This is a genomic window from Brucella pituitosa (assembly GCF_003049685.1).
Taxonomy (GTDB): Bacteria; Pseudomonadota; Alphaproteobacteria; order Rhizobiales; family Rhizobiaceae; genus Brucella; species Brucella pituitosa.
This window is the reverse complement of the sequence record NZ_PYSY02000002.1, coordinates 1023665-1042372: the sequence shown is the minus strand read 5'-3', so window position 1 is coordinate 1042372 and position 18708 is coordinate 1023665. Positions and strand designations below refer to the sequence as shown.

Genomic DNA, 18708 nt, shown 5'->3' with positions numbered 1-18708 from the left:
CGCGTTTGCCTCCATCATACCCATCATCGCAAGTTAGAGCATCTGGACAGGTCTTGATGCTCGAACAAACGGCGGCGGATTTTTTCCGGCGCGTGATGGTGTTTGCCCGAAATACGGGCTCTATGGAGGTAGACAATGAAAAAACTTATCGCTGCGTTTCTTATCACGGTTGCAGCTGGTGCTGCATCGGTTGCTCATGCCGCCGAAAAGGTCACGGTCTTTGCTGCAGCCAGCATGAAGGATGTGATCGAGGAAGCCGCCAAGCAGATCAAAGCCGAGGACGGCACGGAAGTTGTGGCTTCCTTTGCTTCGTCTTCGGTTCTGGCAAAGCAGATCGAGCAGGGCGCTCCCGCAAATATTTTCATTTCTGCCGATCTTGACTGGATGGATTATGTCGAAAAGGCCGATGCCATCGACAAGGCTTCGCGCAAGGTGATTGCAGGCAATGCGCTGGTAATTGCAACGCAGAAGGAAACGCCGAAGGGTGAAGCCAAGGAACTACTCAGCGCTGGTCGTTTCGCAATGGGCGATCCATCAAACGTTCCTGCTGGCAAATATGGCAAGGCAGCGCTTGAAAAGCTCGATATCTGGAAAGACGTCGAAAAGAATGCCGTTTTCACCGAAAACGTGCGCGTTGCGCTGCAATATGTGAGCCGCGCCGAAGTGAAGGCGGCAATCGTCTATGCATCCGATCGTGCGGCTGCGCCTGAACTCGTTGAAGCCTATCGCTTCCCGGCTTCGAGCCATGCTCCGATCCTGTATCCTGCAGCACTGATTGCAAAGAACGAAAATGATGCCGCCAAGGCATTCCTTGCGTTCCTTGAAAGCGATGCCGGTCAGGCGATCATCAAGGACAAGGGCTTCGTTGGCGCTGTAGAGGCCGCTCAGTAATGATGGAAGGCCCAAGCAATGGAAAGTAATGTCTGGCAGATTGTTGCTCTGTCGCTGCGGGTTGCCGGGATCGCTATTGTTGTCGCTCTGCCAATTGCCTTTCTTGTTGCGTGGATTCTTGCCCGGTTTAATTTTCCGGGCAAGTCTCTTGTGCAGGCCATTGTCACCATGCCGCTGGTTCTGCCGCCGGTGGTGACAGGCTATTTATTGTTGATCTGGTTTGGATCGCGTGGCGCGCTTGGAGTGCCGTTGCAGGAATGGCTCGGCCTTTCCTTTTCCTTCCGCTGGACCGGTGCAGCTCTTGCTGCAGGTGTCATGGCGTTTCCGCTGCTCGTTCGCCCTATTCGTCTTTCGATTGAGGGGCTTGATCGAGGGCTTGAAGAAGCAGCGCGCACGCTCGGCGCCAACAGGGTCATTGCTTTTTTCACGGTGATTTTGCCGCCTTTGCTGCCGGGCATTCTGGCGGGTGCGGTGCTTGGCTTTGCCAAGGCGCTGGGCGAGTTCGGCGCGACCATCACCTTTGTTTCCAACATTCCGGGCGAAACGCAGACGCTTTCGCTGGCGATCTATGCGCTTTTGCAGACGCCCACAGGCGACGCCGAAGCTTTCCGTCTGATAGCGATTTCTGCAGCCATTTCCATTGCTGCCGTGGTGTTGTCTGAATGGTTACAGCGCAGGCTTGCAGGAGAAGCGAAATGAGCGGTCTTGAAGTTTCCGTCGCTGGCCGCAATGGCAAATTCGCGGTCGAAGCAGATTTTGCTGCTCGTTGGGGTGTCACGGCTCTGTTTGGCCATTCAGGCGCTGGCAAAACAACGCTTCTCAAGATGATTGCCGGAACGCTGCGTCCGGAAAGCGGGCGCATCGCAGTTGGTGACTTCACGCTTTTCGATGCCGAAAAGGGGATCAACCTGCCACCTGAAAAGCGCCGTATCGGCTATGTGTTTCAGGAAGCGCGGCTGTTTCCGCATATGAGCGTGAAGCGAAACCTCACTTATGCGCGCTGGGCCGGAAAACGCCAGAACAGCCGCAGCTTTGATGAGGTTGTGGCGCTGCTTGGTATCGATCATCTCTTGGATCGTCGTCCGGCAACTCTTTCGGGCGGCGAGCGCCAGCGTGTGGCCATTGGTCGTGCGCTTTTGTCTGACCCCGCGCTTTTGTTGCTGGACGAGCCGCTGTCCTCTCTGGATCATGCACGCAGGCAGGAGATTTTGCCCTTTATCGAGCGGCTTCGCGATGAAAGCCATGTGCCGATCATCTATGTCAGCCACGAAATCGACGAGGTTGCGCGGCTTGCTGATGAAATCGTTCTTCTATCGGCTGGCAAGGTGAAAGCTAGTGGCGAGGCTGCCGAGATCTTCCCGCTGATTGATGGGGACGGTGAGGGCGCTGGTGTGCTGCTTGAAGGCTCGGTTTCGACTTATGATGAGCGCTACAAGCTTGCGGAAATCGATCTTGGCGGGACGACATTCCAGCTCAGCGATGCCGGGCTTAAACAGAACATGCATGTGCGTCTTCGGGTTCGCGCACGCGATGTCTCCATTGCGCGCAAGGCACCTGATGCGATCAGTATCCGCAACGTGTTGCCAGTTTCCATTGTGGCGATTGAAGCGGGAGAGGGCCCCAATGCCCATGTTGCGCTTGACTTTCAGGGGCGGCGTCTGGGTGCGCGACTGACGCGGCGTTCGGTCGATGATCTGGGCCTTGCTGTAGGTGTTCAGGTCGTGGCGCTCGTCAAAGCTGTTTCCGTGGATCGTGCCGCAATCAGAGAAAAATAAGGGTGACAATTTTCCTGTTTGCGTAATCCGCCTTTTATGTTCCTGTCGCTATAAAATGGGAGCATTGAAATGACTGATTTGCAGAACTGGACCACCCGCCCGAGGCCTGAACGCAAGGTTCTGGAAGGCCGCTATGTCAGGCTTGAGCCGCTTGATGCGAAAAAGCATGGTGACGAGCTGTTTGCGGCGTCTTCCGTAACGGATGCCGATCAGCGTTTCACATGGCTGTTCGAAGTTCCACCTGCAACGCGTGAAGCTTTTCAGCCGTGGCTTGAAAGAGTGTCAGCCAGCGAAGATCCGTTATTTTTTGCGGTGATTGATAAGGCCAGCGGTAAGGTCGCCGGTCGTCAGGCCTTGATGCGTATCGATCCGGTTCATGGTGCCATCGAGATTGGAAATATCTATTGGGGGCCGCTCATCTCGCGTAAACCCGCTGCCACCGAAGCGCAGTTCCTGTTCATGCAGCACATTTTCGATGAGCTGGGCTATCGCCGCTATGAGTGGAAATGCAACGATAGCAACGCGCCATCCAAGCGCGCGGCGGAACGTTTCGGCTTCCAGTTTGAGGGTACTTTCCGCCAGCATATGGTGGCGAAAGGCAAAAACCGCGACACCGCATGGTTTTCGATCATCGACAGCGAATGGCCAGCGCTGAAACAAGCTTATCAGGCATGGCTTGCGCCGACAAACTTTGATAGTGACGGTCAGCAGATCAGAAAATTAGAGGATTTTCGCATTGGCGGCTGAACCGAAGAAGAGCAATCCGGCAATTGCCGCAGCCATTATCCTGGTTGGTTTTGGCGTGCTCGCTTATTATTTGCCAACCATCATGATCGCGCTTGGCGAACGCTCGCACATCGCAGCGGTTATTTTCGGGATACTCTTCGTACTCAGTTTCTTTGGCATATTCTGGCTGCGTTCGCGCCGCCAGAATAAGGACTAACCTACGAGTGCAGCACTAAGCAACAGAGCGCCGGTCAGCGCAATAAATAGTGCCGCGCCTACTTCAATCGCTGCTTTCAAGCGACCGGACATGGCGCTGCTGCCTGCAAAGCGCAATGCCGTGTTCTTGGCGGTTACGGCCAGGGTTGCGAGTATGGCGACGGTTAGAAATGTGCCGAAGGCCATCGCGAAGACCGAGAGCAATCCGCCAACCATCAGACCATTGAGAAGTGCAAAGGTGAGCACGATCAGCGCGCCTGAGCAGGGGCGCAGGCCGACAGAGAGAATCGCCGACCAAGCCGTTTTCCAGTTGAAATCGTCGCCAAGCGTCGATGGATCGGCAATATGGGCATTGCCGCAATCAGCGCAAATATCGCCTTCGCCGATGAAGACGTGATCTGTCGTGGTATTGGCGGGCTTGTAATTCAGCTTGACCGTGCTGCTTGCGGCGAGCGCACGCGTGCTTTGTGAAACGCTGCCCTGCCAGGCTGGACCGCTGGCCATTGCCGTTTGAGGCGCTGCTGCAAAAAGCGCGCTTGTCGGGGAAGGCTCGGCACTGTCACGCTTCTTGAACAGAAGCGGCAATTTGCGTGCCAGCAACCACAGGCCAAAGAAAAGCACCAGCGCGAAACTGGCAATCTCCATATAGCGCGCCGTCTGGTTCATCGAAATGCCGGTGCCGCGTAGCAAAAACCATGCGAGTCCGACCACGAAGACCGCCATGATCGCCTGAAGAAGCGACGAGATGAAGGACAGGAAGATGCCGCGTCTCAGCGCCGTTTCATTGGCGATCATGTAAGACGAAATGACCGCCTTGCCATGGCCGGGGCCAGCAGCATGGAAAACACCATAAACGAAGGAAAGGCCGATAAGAACCGATGCCTGCCACGGGTCTTCGCGCATGGCTTTGAGCGCGTTGGTCATGGCGAGATAGAAGCTGCGCTGCTGTTCATTCATCCAGAGAATGATATGCGCAAAAGGTCCGGTCGGTTTCATGGCGACTTCATTGGCACCGATGCCAAGAGATGATTGCGCCCAAGCCTGAGCGGCGATCATAACAAGGCTGACTGTGAGAATGAAACGGACCGTTTTCTTCATAAGGCTGATTATCCTTTTTTCTCGCAGTCTATCTCAAGGCGCGTGGCGAAAATCTTCGACATGTCTGTGCCTGCCGGATCATTGAAAAAGGCTTCCGTCAGCGTCCCCTGATTTTGCGCAAGCGCTTCATCGGGGTTAGGGCGAATGACCTCAGACTTGCAGCCTGCGGGCAGCCCTTTGACGACCAGCTCATTATCGCTCACATAGTCGATGGCCGTGTAAAAGGTCGGATCGTAAACGCCGAAACTGACCTTGTGTCCGGGTTCAAGCTTTAGCGGCTTTTCAGGCTTGCTGGTGAAAACGATCATCAGATGATTGTCGGAGAAGTCAGCTGCCAGATCATTCGGTCGTGCCATTTTTACATCTTTACCATCGGCAAGCACGGTCTGGAAATATTTGAACTCGGCGATGGAGCTGTTGATGACGTGGCCAAGGTCGATCAGTTCATTCTTGTCGAGCTGCAAATCGCCATTCTTGTCGAACTCCATCAGCACGGTTGATGAAAACACATCATCGAAGCGCCAGATATGAGCAAGTTTCTCGACTGTGCCGTCCGGTGCAATTGTCAGTTCCAGCCTTGCATCGGCAAAGACATGCGGGTGCGCGCTCGCGGCCAGAGGCGCAAACACTGTCGCCAGTGTTACGGCAAGGCCAAGGGGGCTTTTCAGCCATGAGCGCAAATTGAGCATATATGGATTCCGTGAAAGCTTATGCAAGCCATAAGGGTGAAGGCGGCGAAAGTGGGACAAGTGATACAGGTGCCGCCTTTTATACCGCGATCTTTTACAGTTTTGTGTCTTCGCGCATTTCGCGTTCCTTGAACCACTGCGTCAGAAAGTCGACCAGAGCGCGGATTTTGGCTGGCAAATAGCGACGATGCGGATAAACCGCGTAGATGCCGCCATCTCTCACAATGAATTCATCGAGGCAGGGAATGAGCCTGCCTCGCTCGATCTCTTCTTCGGCGATGAATGCTGGCAGGGAGCAGAAACCAAGCCCGGCAATGGCTGCAGTTTTGGTAGCAACAGGGCTATTGACCTCGATCGGGCCGTGAACGTTGACGGTCATCATCGAGCCGTCCGTATTGCGGAAATGCCAGTTGTTGCGTGAGCGTGCATTGGTGTCGATGATGCACGGCTTATCGGCAAGATCTTCGGGGCGTTCCGGCTTGCCCACGCGCGCGATCAGTTCAGGTGCGCCACACAACACGGAATGGAACGGTGAGAGCCTTTTGGCAATCAGAGAGGAGTCCTGCAGGCGCGTGATACGGATTGCGAGGTCAAAACCTTCTTCCACCAGATCGACAAAACGGTCATCCAGCCGTACGTCGAGCACGATTTCCGGATGAGAGAGACAGAAATCGATCAGCGATTGCCCGATCACCGCATCGGCAAAGGTACGCGGCGCTGAGAGCTTGATGCGGCCGCGTGCATCGGAACTGGTTTCACTGACGGCATCCTGCAACGCGTCAATTTCACGAATGATCTCGATAGCGCGATGATAGTAGGTATGGCCTGCTTCAGTGAGCGAGAACTGTCGGGTTGTGCGGTTGAGCAGGCGTGCGCCAAGCTCATCTTCAAGTTCCCGCACATATTTGGAGAGCAGTGCCTTGGAACGTCCGATTTTTCGCGCTGCAGCGGAAAAGCCTTCCGCTTCGACCACATCGATAAATGCGCGCATACGTGTGAGGGTGTCCATGGCTCAGCCTTGTGTCTGAATAAGAATCTTTTGAGCGAGTGTGATCAGTGCGCGGTCACTGCCGCGTGGTCCGATGAAGGAAATGCCCATGGGCGCGCCGTGAACGGTTCCGAGCGGCACTGTGATCTGCGGCAAGCCTGAAAGAACGGAGAGGCAGAGAAGGCGTAGCGCCTGTTCGCGATAGGCCTGTAATGTCTCGAACGGCTCTTTGGCAAAAGGTGCGGCGCCCGGTACGGTTGGCAGCGCCAGTACCGCATTGTCACCGATGATTGTTTCCAATTCCTGAGTGAACCGCGTGCGACGGCTGCGGTGTTGCGCCAGGGTTTCTTGGGTGATTTCTGACCCGTATGCAAAACGGTCGGCGACGCCGGGGCCGAGCTTGCGGTCACCTGATGAAATCCACGCGCCATGGGTTGCCCAGGCTTCTGCGCCCTGTATCTGGCGGAAGGTGAGATATAACTCATCTATCGAAAGCGTTGGCTGGCTTGCGGCCTTGAGGTTTGCAAAATGTGGACGCACTTTCGCAAACATGGCGCGATAGCTGTCTGTTTCAGGATGATCAAGCAGCAGATGCTCCAGCAGCGGCATATAAAGAAGCTGCGAGAAGGCGAAAGTCTGCTTGTCCTCGCCGAGCAGAATCTGGCCGACCTTTTCATAAAGATCGATATCGCGCGCAAACCAACCTATCGTGTCGAGGGAAGGCGCAAGCGGCATGATACCTTCAAGCGGAATACGTCCGTGGGTGGTGCGCAGGCCGACAAGACCGCAGAAGCTGGCTGGTGCGCGGATTGAGCCTCCCGTATCGGAGCCGAGCGCAATATCCGCCAATCCACCTGCAACAGCTGCTGCAGAGCCGGACGATGAGCCACCCGTAACGCGGTCAGGGGCGGACGGATTTATGGGATAAGGGTAGTGGGAGTTCTGTCCCATCAGCGAAAAAGCCAGCTCGTCGGTCTGGGTTTTGCCGATGAAAGCGGCGCCTGCTGCAAGCAGTTTTTCAACTGTCGGCGCTGATCTGGTGGCAACAGGTGATTCGGCTAAAATCTGCGGATTTCCGCAGCCGGTTTTCATTCCGGCCACATCATAGATGTCTTTGACCGCAAGAGTTGCACTTAGAAGGACGCCATGAGTTGCGTGAGCAGGCGCATTCTCAGTTTTCGCGATGATGGCGTTGAAGGAATCGAGGCGGGTCATTGTTCACGACTTGCTGCCGAAATCAGCATTTATGGTTAAAGAAAGGGAAATTAACGGGACGGATTGTTTCACTAATGTTGAACAATGGCAAGCGCACGCAGCAGCGAGTCAGCTTTAAAATTATTTTTGCGCACCCCGCATTTGTCATTGAATCAACACATGATTGAGATTATATCGCCCTTGCCCAAAGTCGCACGTGCCTGTGGGTGTCCGCCGATCCTCGAATGGTGAGGAATTCGGTACGGTACCTGGACCTAACCGCTCCAGTCGATCTGTAGGCCAACCGCCAGATCGAGGACATCTTGAAGCAACGACGGTGCGGGCCTTTCTGGTGTCTTTCGGCTGTCCAAAAGCCGGAATTACTGAAGAGGCACACCTTCATTGCCAAAAGTGCGGATGCGGTTCTCCAATTCCAATCCAAGGCAGACAAAGCGGAGTAACGCGGGTTTAGCGTTGTTCCACCGCCGCATGAGTTTTCGCGTGACCTCAGCATCTCCAAAGGCTGGCCTCACCGCGAATGCGCTTATGCATACTTTGTCTCTTAGAGAATTTCTTGGCCCATGGTGGGCTCGGTTAGATTCCCTAAGTGTTTTTTCTGCGCAATCTTTTTCTGGATTGCGCTCTAGATGCGGCAGATCAAGCCGCGCGGGAGAACGACCATGGCAACGCAGCGTATTATCGACTTCCTCAACACCCGCCGTCCCGATGGCCCTTGCCTCGTCGTCGACACCGATGTCGTGCGCGAAAACTATCAGAATTTTGAAAAGGCATTGCCTTACTCGCGCATTTTCTATGCTGTGAAAGCAAATCCAGCACCTGAAGTGTTGCGTCTCCTTGCATCGCTTGGCTCGTGCTTCGATACGGCATCGGTTGCCGAAATCGAAATGGCACTGGAAGCCGGTGCAACGCCAAACCGCATCTCTTATGGCAACACCATCAAGAAGGAGCGCGATATTGCGCGCGCCTTCGAGCTGGGCATTCGCCTCTATGCAGTTGATTGCGTTGAAGAAGTCGAAAAAGTCGCTCGCGCTGCTCCCGGTAGCCGTGTGTTCTGCCGTGTGCTGACCGATGGTGAAGGCGCTGAATGGCCGCTGTCGCGCAAGTTCGGTTGCGTGCCTGCGATGGCTATCGACGTGCTGCGTCATGCAAAGTCGCTCGGCCTCGACTCTTACGGCGTATCGTTCCACGTCGGTTCGCAGCAGACAGACCTCTCTGCATGGGATCGCGCGCTCGGCGATGCAGCATCGGTATTCCGCACGCTGGCTGACGAAGGCATCGTTCTGCGCATGGTCAACATGGGCGGCGGTTTTCCTACCCGCTACCTCAAGGATGTACCGACCGCTCAGGCTTACGGCATGGCGATTTTCGATGCGCTTTCGAAGCATTTCGGCAACCGCATTCCGGAAACCATCATCGAACCAGGCCGTGGCATGGTTGGCAATGCAGGCGTCATCAAGACCGAAGTGGTTCTGGTTTCGCGTAAGTCGGACAACGACAATGTGCGTTGGGTCTATCTCGACATCGGCAAATTCGGCGGTCTCGCCGAAACCATGGATGAAGCGATCCGCTATCAGATCGTGACTCCTCATGATGGTGGCGAAACCGAACCTTGCGTGCTGGCTGGCCCAACCTGCGACAGTGCGGATGTTCTTTATGAAAAGACGCCGTATCCGCTGCCGGTTTCGCTGACCATCGGTGATGAAGTTCTCATCGAAGGCACAGGTGCATACACCACCACCTATTCGGCGGTGGCTTTCAACGGTTTTGAGCCGCTCCGATCATACGTCATCTGATCTTTTAGGCTTGGTATGATCCCGAAAAGCGGGAACCGGTTTTCCGATGAGATCATACCGTTATTAAGTCTAATTGATCCTCTCAATCTGCCTGGCGCTGCAAAGTGCTGGGCAGGATGTGCGGCTGCCCATGCTTGGGGTGAGATGTCATGAACGCAAATCTGGAAATTCAGGAAAATATTGTAACCGGCCTTTCGCCGCTCTTTGTCCCTGCCTTTACCGTTGCGGTTGAGGCGGTAGAGCACATCATTGCGCGCGAAGCTCTGCTTGATCGCGCTATGGGCGAAGGCCGTCGCAGAAAATCTTCTGAAAAGCTGCGCCGTGGTCGCCTGCCTGCGGAAGGTCTGGCTTTTTCCGCTGTTGGCGCGGATGGTTCGCTGGCAGGCACGGTGCGCCTGTGGAATGTCCAAGCCGGGCTTGATGCTTTCGGTTTTCCGGTTCCAGCTTTGCTGCTTGGTCCACTTGCAGTTGATCCATCGGCTGCGGGCTGTGGTATCGGTTCGGGGTTGATGAACTACGCGATCGCAGAAGCCAAACGGCTCGGCCATGGTGCTATTCTGCTTGTTGGTGATCCGGAATATTATGAACGCTTCGGTTTTTCAGCGGAACAGACCGCTGAACTTGCGATGCCTGGGCCGTTCGAAAAGCGGCGCTTTCTGGCAATTGAGCTGAAATCTGGCCATCTCGACGGAGCGCAGGGCATTTTGCGCGCAAGCGGCCGTAAGCTGCCGCGTGTTGAAACAGCTACGCGTCAGACAGCCTGACGCAGCGCTGGTTTGCGGAGACTGATCCTAGGACAAGCGCACCAGCCGTCCGAAGTTGCGGACGGCTGTAATGGCAAGACCTGCCAGAAGACCTGCGATCAGGCCTGTGATCACAATCAGCTTGCGCGAAGATCCAGCAGGATCAAGCGGTGGGCGTGCCTCAGAAATTACACGGACATTAGTGGTCGTGATGCCCTGCTGCTCGGTAGTTTCGCGTGAACGCAGGAGGAATGCTTCATATACGGAGCGCAGAGTTGAAGCTTCACGCTCCAGTTCCCGCAATTTCACCCGATCGTCATTGCTGTTGGCCTGCTGCGACTTGAGCTGTGCGAGGCGCGTATTGAGATCGCGTTCCTGCTGGGCAGAGCGTTGTACTTCGACCTGCAAGGACGCACGGATACGGCGCAGTTCGGCATCGATATCATTCAGGACGGTCTGCTTTTGCGACTGTAGTTGAATGAGTTGCGGGTGGCGCGGCCCAAGCTGAGTGGACGCTCCATTCGCGCTCTGGCTGGCCAGCGCATATTGCGCACGCAGTGCCGTCAGCGTGTTGGAACGCAGATCCTCCGGCAATGTACCGGAAATGACACTGCCCGTTGTCGCATCATTGAGAACCTGAACACGCGCCTGAAGACGCACGGTTTCGGCGCGCTGATTGGTGAGCTGATCATTCAGGCGTGTAAGATCGTTATCGCTGATCAGCTTGCCATCAACATCGACCAGATCACGTGACGCGCGAAAATCCGCTGTGGCCTGTTCCGCTTTCTCCACGCTTGCACGCATATCGGCGAGGCGCTTCGAAAGCTCTTCCGCATTACGGCGAGCGGCATCGGATTGGAGGGAGTCAAGCTCTGTCTGGAACACGGAACCGACGAGATTGGCAATTTCAGCCGATTTCTCAGGGCTGCGTGTCTTGACCGAAATCGAATAGATGAAGGTCTTGGCGTCGCGCCCGATCGTAAGGCTGTCGTAAAGATTATATAGAACGCGGGTTTCAAGTGCCTGACCCTCGCTCGCAGTATTTGGCTTAATCATGCTTTTAAGCTGCGCGAAAAAGCCGGCAATACCGGTGGGAACAAAACTGCCGTTGAACTCAGGATCTTTGGTCAGATCGGCCTGACTAATGACCTTGAGCAAAACACTGCTCGAATCAAGCAATCGCGCCTGGCTTTCAGCAATTGCCAGCGATGCATCGGTGGGCAATTGTCCCGGGGTCAGTTCGGTGCCGACGGTCTTGATGCTGCGCGGGTCGACCAGAATATCAGTCGAAGCAACATACATTTGTGGGATCGTCATAGCGTAGAGAGCTGCTGCAATGCCGCCGATCAGCGTCGTCGCAATCAGCAATTTGCGCGAGCCTTTGACGACTTCAATCGCTATGCGTGGATCGATAAGTGGCTTCCATTCGGTGTTCGACGCATCGCGCTTTGCGGGCCATGTATCATCCGTGACGATGGCTTTCGGTTCCGATGCGCTGACTTTGGCCACTTCATCCGTGGACGAACTGACGCTCTGTTCGCGTTCCGCAATCTTGCGCTCCAGCTCCGCCTTTATCGAAGCCATACGACTGCGAAGCTCGGAAACTTCTTTTTCTTCCGCAGCTTTGCTTTCCTGCTGGGAGCGGAAAAGTTCTGCGCGTTCCTCAGGAGTGGCAGGCGGGGTCCATGGTGGAGTGATGGGTGGAGTGATAGATTGAGGGTCACGTTTGGACGTGTCAGATTCTTCGCGGCTTGTCTCGGGCGCGTCTGAAAATGCGAGAAGAGGCTTTTCCTCTCTTCCCTTATTGCGCTTGTCATTACCGCTCATCGTCAAAGATGTCCGTACCCCAGAATAGTCTACATGCTTTCGACTATAGGTTTTTTATGGAGAACAAATGGTTAAAATACGTACCGATTATCGGGTTAGTGCTTTTTAATTAAGTCTTTTTCGCTAAGTATCGCTCTATGGTCGACATATGCGGCTTAACAAGCAACAGGTAATATAAAGACGAGGCCCTTGGTTGATCGCGAAAGCCCTCCAGAAACTATCGGGTAGCCGAGGCGCAGTCGTGCGGGACTATTTCTCGCTCTTTTCTGGCTCTGCCGGGCGACTGGTTGTTTCCCTTCTTTATTTTATCGCACTTGCCAACACCTTGCCGACTGGAGACTTCGGTATCTTTGCTACCGCCTCAGGCACTGGTGTGGTTCTGTCGCGCCTTGTTTCACTGGGGTTCAGCTCGCCGCTTTATCGCATCTCGACGGTGAAGCCACTGTTGCTTGGCACATATACAGCCGGTTATTTGGCGGCGGTTCTTGTTTCCCTGCCGCTTTTTGCGCTCTGTTCGTGGCTGGTTTACTTCGTCTTCTTCAGCCGGGACATTTCATTTTTGCCGTTCGCAGTTGTTGTCATCGCCGAAGCGCTTTTGTGGCGCTCGACGGAAATGATCATCATCGTCAATAACGGGCTGCGTCGGTTTGGCATTTCAGCGTTGCTTGTGATTTTCGGAACTGTAACGCGTGCTGTTGCTGCGGTCTTGTTCATGTTTCTGGCGACAACCCATGATGTTGCGCATTGGGCATGGTGGTATCTGGCGGCCAACGCCATGGCACTGATTGTCGCGCTTCGATTCTATCCACGGGTGAAATTGCGTTTTGAACCGCGCCTTTATGCCCGGCGTATATCTGATTCCATTGCTGTAATGGGTGCCGAGCTTTTGTTCTATATCCAGAGCGAACTCGACAAGCTTCTGGTGCTGAGCATTGGTGGGCCAACGACGGCGGGCATCTATGCGATTATCATGCGCCTTGTCGATTTGACGGCACTGCCGATCCGTTCCTTCAATATGATGCTTGTGCAGAAGCTAATGCGCACGCCCGATATGCTGGCATCGCTGCGCATCAGGGCCAGGTTGGAATTTGCGGTCTTTGCCATATCGGTGGCAGGTCTGGGCGCAATGGTGATCTTCCTGCAATTCTTCCCGAAAGCGCTGGGTGCCAGCGTCGCGCCAATTGTCGGGCTGCTGCCATTGGTGTTGCTGGTGCCGGGGTTCCGTAACCTGATCGAGTATCAAACAGAGATTCTCTATGCGCGTGGTCAGTCTGGTCTGCGCACATTGAACATGGTGCTGATGACTGCAGCCAAAGCTTTGTTCGTGTGGCTTCTGTTGATTTACTATGGTGACAGCAATGACTGGATTGCTGGTCTCAATTTCGTATTTGTGGGGATCTATATCCTGTCGCTGGTTTTCACCTATACGAGCATCAAGCGTCCCGCGAAGCGGGTGTAAAAGCCGGAACGCTTACGATGAGCGCTCCGGTTTCCTACGATTTCAACCACCTATGATGCGGCGGATATCATTGACCGACAGGCTGAGGAAGGACTGCATTCCGATGGCAACCTGATGCGGTTCCATCTCGGCAATGAAAGTCCGGAATTCTTCTTCCGTTGGTGGTGGTGCAAACCACTGCATACGGCACAGATCATGTGTGTCGTGAAAGTGGCCTGCACCTTCAAGAACATCATCGACATAGTGGCCGTAGATAAAGCATTCCGAGAAGCGGCGGACATTGCCGATAGCCGCCACCCAATGCTGACCAGTGTGCTTTTCGATGCGCTCGCACATGCCGACAACTGAATCTCTGCGCCATGAAACAAGCTGGCCGATATAGTCATTCAGTGCGCTTTTACCATTTTTGACGCCAAGAAGCTTTCCGGCATTTTCCGCCCATACCGGATGCTCCGGCCATTCGGGATTAGCCAGCGCATTGGGCCGATAGAACAGGCGCAATTTATCATCCTGCCAGAGCGTGCTGCAATCGAACGGCTTCACAAAAGCAGTATCTGAATCGGTATAGAGGAGACCGTCTTCTTCGACCTTACTGGCTAGTGCAATGCGGCGTAATTGCTGCACATGCCAGCCGCGCAATGGCTTGGTTTTAAACGAAAGCCAGACACGACGGCGACCAAGATAGGTCGGATCAGGAAATGGACGAATCCATGAAGGCAGCAAATCACGTTCGTCGATGACGATGCGGTTTGCGCTCTCGATCTGCCGGAACAAGGCTACATCTTTGCTATCGACAAGAATGTAATGCTTGGTGAAACCGGTGACATATTTGTCCATGGTTTCGCACAGGAGCTTGCAACGTTCAAAGTCCTGATCCCAGCTTGCAGTGACAATAGCTGTCTTCAAGGTTTACCCCCTGACAGCTTCTCCTTGGCAACGCGCCAGAGGAAAACCGGATTTCCGACGAGATAGCGCTTTGCCAGACGACGAGGCTCCTGCAACAGGCGGTGTACCCATTCCATTTTGAGTGTGCGGACCCAATGTGGTGCGCGCTGTACGCGACCGGTATGCAGGTCGAACAAGGCGCCGACAGCGCTTGCAATTGTGCAGTGTTCCGCCGTGATGTATTTGTCGATAAATAGTTCCTGCCGTGGGACGCCCATGGCGACCAGCAACATATCCGGACGATAATCGGCGAGCTGACTGAGGATGCCATCAATGTCAGCTGGCTTGAAATATCCGTCTGAGATCACGTGAAAACCATGCTGTGGTATTTGCTGTTTGAAAAGTTGTGCGGCTTCCGCAGCAACGCCGGGACCACCACCGAGAAGGGCGACGTTCATCGGACGTTTGATGTGTTCCATCAGGCCCGGGATGAAATCCGTACCGTTCAGATTGGCCGGGAATTTCTCACCATAGGCAACTTTGCTGGCGATATCGACGCCAATACCATCAGGCAGAATCAGGAAATCTTTCAAAGCAGTCATATAGGCCGGATCTTCATGCGCTATATTGGCATTGTTGGCATTAAGCCAGCCCTGCTTCATGAATTCGCGGTTTTCGATCCGCTTTTTGAAATAGGCGAACGAACTGTCCCAGTCGAAACAGACAACCTTGATGCCGAGAATATTTCGATATTCGAGTTTTTCGGGTGAACTATTCGTCATGTCAGTCTGCTTTTCCTGTCACATCCTGAAGTGTTTTAAGGCCTCGGGCAATCGCGCTGTCCATGCCTTTGATTTGTGCCTGTTTGAAGGCTTTGCCATCCAGTTTTTGACCGTCACCGTCGCTTATTACTTTTAGACGCTCAATAACAGCTGCTGCAAATTCCGCGGGCTTATCGGCAATCGTGCAATTTGCCGGAATATTGCCAATGCCACGGACCGAATGTGCAGTCGCGACGCTCGGCATGCCAAGTTCAAATGTCTCGATTGTTTTGAGCTGAACGCCAGTACCCGCACGACTGATCAGTGGTACAAGCTTCCCACTTTCTACAAACGCGGTCGCGTCAGGCACTTTGCCGACAAAATTGACGCCGGGCCATGCCGCAATCAAATCAGCCGGTGTATTGCCAGCAATCGCTATTGAAATGTCTTTCGGCAGCAATGGTTTTACTTCGCGCAAAAACCATTCAAGTCCGATGCGATTCGGGTGCCATGTCCATGTCCCGATCAGCGCCAGATCATATTTCGCCGATGGCGCCTTTGTGGCAGCACCGTTCCCTGGCATGACAAGCGGTAATGTCGCAAATTTTTCGGTGCTGAGGCCCAGCGCCGGACCGTCATCTTCCGTGAATGTGAAAACGAAACTCGCCTGTTTGCAAAGCCTGTTTTCCAGTTTTTTCAGAATGCGGGCTTCGCGACCGAACAGGAATTTCTGAACCTTGCCTTTGGCGTCTGCAGCATTTTCTTCTGCCGAACGATATTCGACATTATGTGCAACAAACAGCGATGGCTTGTTCTTGAAGATTTCTTCGAAGGCACCGGGCAGTGTGACGCCGTTGAGGACATAGGCATCGAATTCGCCAAGTTCGGTGATCGCATTATGCAATTCGATAGCAGAAATCACGCGCAATTTTGCCGAGGAGACCGTAAGCCCAGTGAGAAAGGATTTCAGCACCCATCCGATCTTGCGCTTGATGCCTGCACCTTCCGTGCGTACTTCTACCTCACCAAGCACGATTGTATCAGCACTTTCGGCAGCTTTATGTCCCGGCCACGTAAAACCCAACACGGTCACATGGGCACCTGCGCGACGAAGACCATCGATGACAGCGGCATTCGCAACTTCATAACCCGTTGACGCGACGGTATGAGGAACAAGTGACGTCACGAAGACAAGACGAAACGGTTGCAATTCAACTCCTGACGGCTCTTAATGAATGTTTATTGAAGATAGTGTCTACAGCCATGCGGTGAACTTTTCTTTAAGCGTTTATCAATAGTGGCAAGATAAACATAAAATCATAATTCTCTGAAATAATCGGAAGCTGAGATGCCAGATTTACCGGATCATATTGAAGTAATCGCTAAAACACCTGGTCTCGCCTATGACGAGATCGACATCGTCGTTTCGCTCCCGACATTTATGCGGCCCGAGCATCTGATACGCACGCTGGACACGCTGAATGCACAGACCACCAAGCGTAAATGGGCTGTCGTTGTGATCGAGAACGAAACCGAAAAGAAGGAAGGCGCAACCGTTGCTGCCCCGCTTTTCGAAGCCGGTAAATATCGGGGTATGCTGATCGGTGAATCCCATCGCGGCAACTGCAACGCCTATAATGCTGGCTGGCTGACCGCGACTAAGTTTTTCCCGAATTTTAAATACGTCATCGTGATCGACGATGACGAACTGGCTGATCCTGACTGGATCGAAAACATGGTTTCGACCGCTGAGCGTTATAACGTTAGCCTGGTTGGCGGTCCGCAGTATCCGATTTTTGAAAAGCCGAATTCGGAACAGTGGGCAAAGCATCCGGTCTTCCTACCGCATTATACTAAGACAGGCCCGGTTCCGATTATCTATTCGTCGGGCAATCTGCTGATTGCGCGCCCTGTGCTTGAAGCGCATGGTTATCCGTTTATGGATCTGAAGTTCAACTTCACCGGCGGCGGCGATTCTGACTTCTTGTCCCGCTCAATCGCTAAGGGCTTCAAAGTTGCCTGGTGTGCGGAAGGTATCGTGCGCGAAACCATTCCGGCACGTCGTCTCGAAAACGACTGGATCAGATCACGCGGCTTGCGCAACGGCGTTCTTTCGACCTTGATTGAACAGCGCAAGCGCAAGGACGAGCCACTCGGTCAGGTGCGCGTGTTCCTCAAGAGCCTCGCGCTTCTGGCTTATTCGCCGATCAAGGCTGTGAGAAGAGGTGTTGCCGCTGGTTTTGCACCTGTTGGTACCTACTTCATCCATATCGGTCTGGGCCGGGTGATGGCGCATTTTGGATATTTGAATGAGCAGTATCGCAACCCGGACAAGAACTAGTTCTGGTTCGTCCGATCCGATGCGAGTGACGATGCGCCAGATAGCGCTCGTCACCGCAACGGTCATATTCTGCATACTGCTGATTTCTTTTCGTCCGTTTTCACCGGCCGTTCCTGCCGATGGACAGCAGGCGGGTGATGCTGTCAATCAGCTCGGCTTTGGCCTTGTCGGGGCCATTGCATTGGCGTCGCTTGCAATGTTTGCCGATCCTGGCAAGGTTTTGCGGCTTGTCAGTCTTGGCTGGCTTCTGATGTTCGGCCTTTTGCTGGCTTCAGCCTTCGTCAGTCCCGATCCGGCGACCGCCATTCGCGGCATCATGCTGACGCTGATCGGTGTTCTGGCTATCGTCGCTGTTCTTGCACTGCCCCAGGATGCAGATGGTTATTCGTGGATGCTGCTTGTTGTGGCATCTATCGTTATTCTCATTTCCTATGCTGGTGTAGTGCTTTTGCCCAATCTTGGCACGCATGGTGTTGACGCTGGCGAGCCGCAGAATTCATTTCTGTGGCGTGGTGTTTTCACCCACAAGAACATCGCCGGGCCCGTCATGGCGATTTTCGCTTTTGCGGGCATTTATCTCTGGCGGCGTGGCTGGCGGATCAGCGGGGCATTGATTGCATTGCTTGCGTTGTTCTTTGTCGTCCATACAGGTTCGAAGACCACTGCTGCTCTGGTGCCATTCGCAATGCTGCTGGTCATCGGCCCAGGCATGTTTGGTATGCGCGGACTGGCACCTCTGATGATTTTTGCTCTTCAGGTGGTGTTTGCTCTCTTCACCATTGGCACAGTGCTGTTTGAGCCATTGCATCAGATTGTTATGCAATTCTCGGTCGATCCGACATTTACAGGGCGCACATCGATTTGGGCCTTTGCGATAGAGGCATTGCATAACCGCCCATGGACCGGATTTGGCTATGAGAGCTTTTGGGGTGCCGAGCGCGTCAAGGAGGCAGCGAAACCTTATTATCTCGACTGGGACGTGCGCGGCATCGTGCACGGCCACAACGGCTATCTCGATATAACGCTTTCGATGGGGCTCATTGGTCTTATCTGCGCGATTGTCGTGATCATCATCATGCCGCTGGTCAATTATATGCGGTGCAGGCCGACGCGCGAAAATCTGCTTCTCGCGGATTTCTTTCTGATGTTTGTGTTTTTCGGCACGCTCAACGCGATGCTTGAAAGCTTCTTCTTCCGTCGCATGGACCCGGTCTGGCTCATGCTCATCTTTGCGATTTTTGGCCTGCGCATGACAGCTAAAGTCACCATCCCAAAACGGTCTGTCTAGAGCGGTTCCTGTT

At 54.0% G+C, this 18708-nt stretch carries 18 protein-coding genes; 10 read left to right on the top strand and 8 right to left on the bottom strand.

The genetic code is table 11. The annotated features are described in order from the left end of the window. Positions 1–135 precede the first annotated feature (135 nt). The 5 genes from modA to C9380_RS17300 all read left to right on the top strand — a co-directional run bounded on the left by modA (position 136) and on the right by C9380_RS17300 (position 3609). Positions 136–891 carry a molybdate ABC transporter substrate-binding protein gene (modA, locus tag C9380_RS17320; RefSeq protein ID WP_128094130.1) on the top strand — a complete coding sequence of 252 codons (756 nt, stop codon included), beginning with the start codon at positions 136–138 and terminating at the stop codon, positions 889–891. An 18-nt stretch (positions 892–909) separates the two neighbouring features. Further along, positions 910–1590, top strand: coding sequence for a molybdate ABC transporter permease subunit (modB, locus tag C9380_RS17315; RefSeq protein WP_100557389.1), 681 nt, complete (start codon positions 910–912; stop codon positions 1588–1590). Further along, entirely contained in the window at positions 1587–2666 is a 1080-nt protein-coding gene (gene modC, locus C9380_RS17310; protein WP_128094129.1) for a molybdenum ABC transporter ATP-binding protein, read from the top strand. Before modB ends, modC begins: the two co-directional genes overlap by 4 nt. A gap of 69 nt (positions 2667–2735) precedes the next feature. Further along, positions 2736–3413, top strand: coding sequence for a GNAT family N-acetyltransferase (locus C9380_RS17305; RefSeq protein ID WP_128094128.1), 678 nt, complete (start codon positions 2736–2738; stop codon positions 3411–3413). Next, entirely contained in the window at positions 3403–3609 is a 207-nt protein-coding gene (locus tag C9380_RS17300; protein WP_007877114.1) for a hypothetical protein, read from the top strand. The genes C9380_RS17305 and C9380_RS17300 overlap by 11 nt, the downstream gene beginning before the upstream one ends. On the opposite strand, the gene C9380_RS17295 is transcribed toward C9380_RS17300, so the two are convergent. From C9380_RS17295 to C9380_RS17280, 4 genes are all read right to left on the bottom strand, one after another. Continuing rightward, entirely contained in the window at positions 3606–4706 is a 1101-nt protein-coding gene (locus C9380_RS17295) for a nickel/cobalt transporter (RefSeq protein ID WP_128094127.1), read from the bottom strand. The two genes, C9380_RS17300 and C9380_RS17295, sit on opposite strands and share 4 nt — an antisense overlap. A gap of 8 nt (positions 4707–4714) precedes the next feature. Continuing rightward, on the bottom strand, positions 4715–5395 hold the full coding sequence (locus C9380_RS17290) for a DUF1007 family protein (RefSeq protein ID WP_024895940.1): 681 nt from the start codon (positions 5393–5395) through the stop codon (positions 4715–4717). Positions 5396–5489: 94 nt separating this feature from the next. Next, complete coding sequence (locus C9380_RS17285) at positions 5490–6404, bottom strand: LysR family transcriptional regulator (RefSeq protein WP_024895939.1); 915 nt, start codon at positions 6402–6404, stop codon at positions 5490–5492. Positions 6405–6407: 3 nt separating this feature from the next. Further along, positions 6408–7598 carry an amidase gene (locus C9380_RS17280; protein WP_128094126.1) on the bottom strand — a complete coding sequence of 397 codons (1191 nt, stop codon included), beginning with the start codon at positions 7596–7598 and terminating at the stop codon, positions 6408–6410. A 659-nt stretch (positions 7599–8257) separates the two neighbouring features. Between C9380_RS17280 and odc2 the strand changes: the two genes are divergently transcribed. Together odc2 and C9380_RS17270 are read left to right on the top strand one after the other, a co-directional pair. Then, a complete protein-coding gene (gene odc2 / locus C9380_RS17275) occupies positions 8258–9391 on the top strand; it encodes an ornithine/lysine decarboxylase (RefSeq protein WP_128094125.1) in 1134 nt (377 codons plus the stop codon). 149 nt (positions 9392–9540) lie between these two features. Beyond that, complete coding sequence (locus C9380_RS17270) at positions 9541–10155, top strand: GNAT family N-acetyltransferase (RefSeq protein ID WP_100557383.1); 615 nt, start codon at positions 9541–9543, stop codon at positions 10153–10155. A gap of 27 nt (positions 10156–10182) precedes the next feature. Here C9380_RS17270 and C9380_RS17265 read toward each other — a convergent pair whose 3' ends face one another. After that, entirely contained in the window at positions 10183–11961 is a 1779-nt protein-coding gene (locus C9380_RS17265; RefSeq protein WP_128094124.1) for a GumC family protein, read from the bottom strand. A gap of 193 nt (positions 11962–12154) precedes the next feature. Between C9380_RS17265 and C9380_RS17260 the strand changes: the two genes are divergently transcribed. Continuing rightward, positions 12155–13420, top strand: coding sequence for a lipopolysaccharide biosynthesis protein (locus C9380_RS17260; protein WP_128094123.1), 1266 nt, complete (start codon positions 12155–12157; stop codon positions 13418–13420). 42 nt (positions 13421–13462) lie between these two features. Here the strand turns inward: C9380_RS17260 and C9380_RS17255 are convergent, their stop codons facing one another. From C9380_RS17255 to C9380_RS17245, 3 genes are read right to left on the bottom strand one after another with little or no spacing between them, the layout of a single operon-like run. After that, positions 13463–14326 carry a DUF6492 family protein gene (locus C9380_RS17255; RefSeq protein WP_100557380.1) on the bottom strand — a complete coding sequence of 288 codons (864 nt, stop codon included), beginning with the start codon at positions 14324–14326 and terminating at the stop codon, positions 13463–13465. Further along, positions 14323–15087 carry a WecB/TagA/CpsF family glycosyltransferase gene (locus tag C9380_RS17250; RefSeq protein WP_128094122.1) on the bottom strand — a complete coding sequence of 255 codons (765 nt, stop codon included), beginning with the start codon at positions 15085–15087 and terminating at the stop codon, positions 14323–14325. The genes C9380_RS17255 and C9380_RS17250 overlap by 4 nt, the downstream gene beginning before the upstream one ends. 1 nt (position 15088) lies before the next feature. Continuing rightward, complete coding sequence (locus tag C9380_RS17245; protein WP_128094121.1) at positions 15089–16276, bottom strand: glycosyltransferase; 1188 nt, start codon at positions 16274–16276, stop codon at positions 15089–15091. Positions 16277–16414: 138 nt separating this feature from the next. Between C9380_RS17245 and C9380_RS17240 the strand changes: the two genes are divergently transcribed. Then, complete coding sequence (locus tag C9380_RS17240) at positions 16415–17407, top strand: glycosyltransferase family 2 protein (RefSeq protein ID WP_024895930.1); 993 nt, start codon at positions 16415–16417, stop codon at positions 17405–17407. Further along, positions 17376–18695, top strand: a complete 1320-nt coding sequence (locus C9380_RS17235; protein WP_128094120.1) for an O-antigen ligase family protein — start codon at positions 17376–17378, stop codon at positions 18693–18695. Before C9380_RS17240 ends, C9380_RS17235 begins: the two co-directional genes overlap by 32 nt. The last annotated feature ends 13 nt before the right edge of the window (positions 18696–18708 follow it).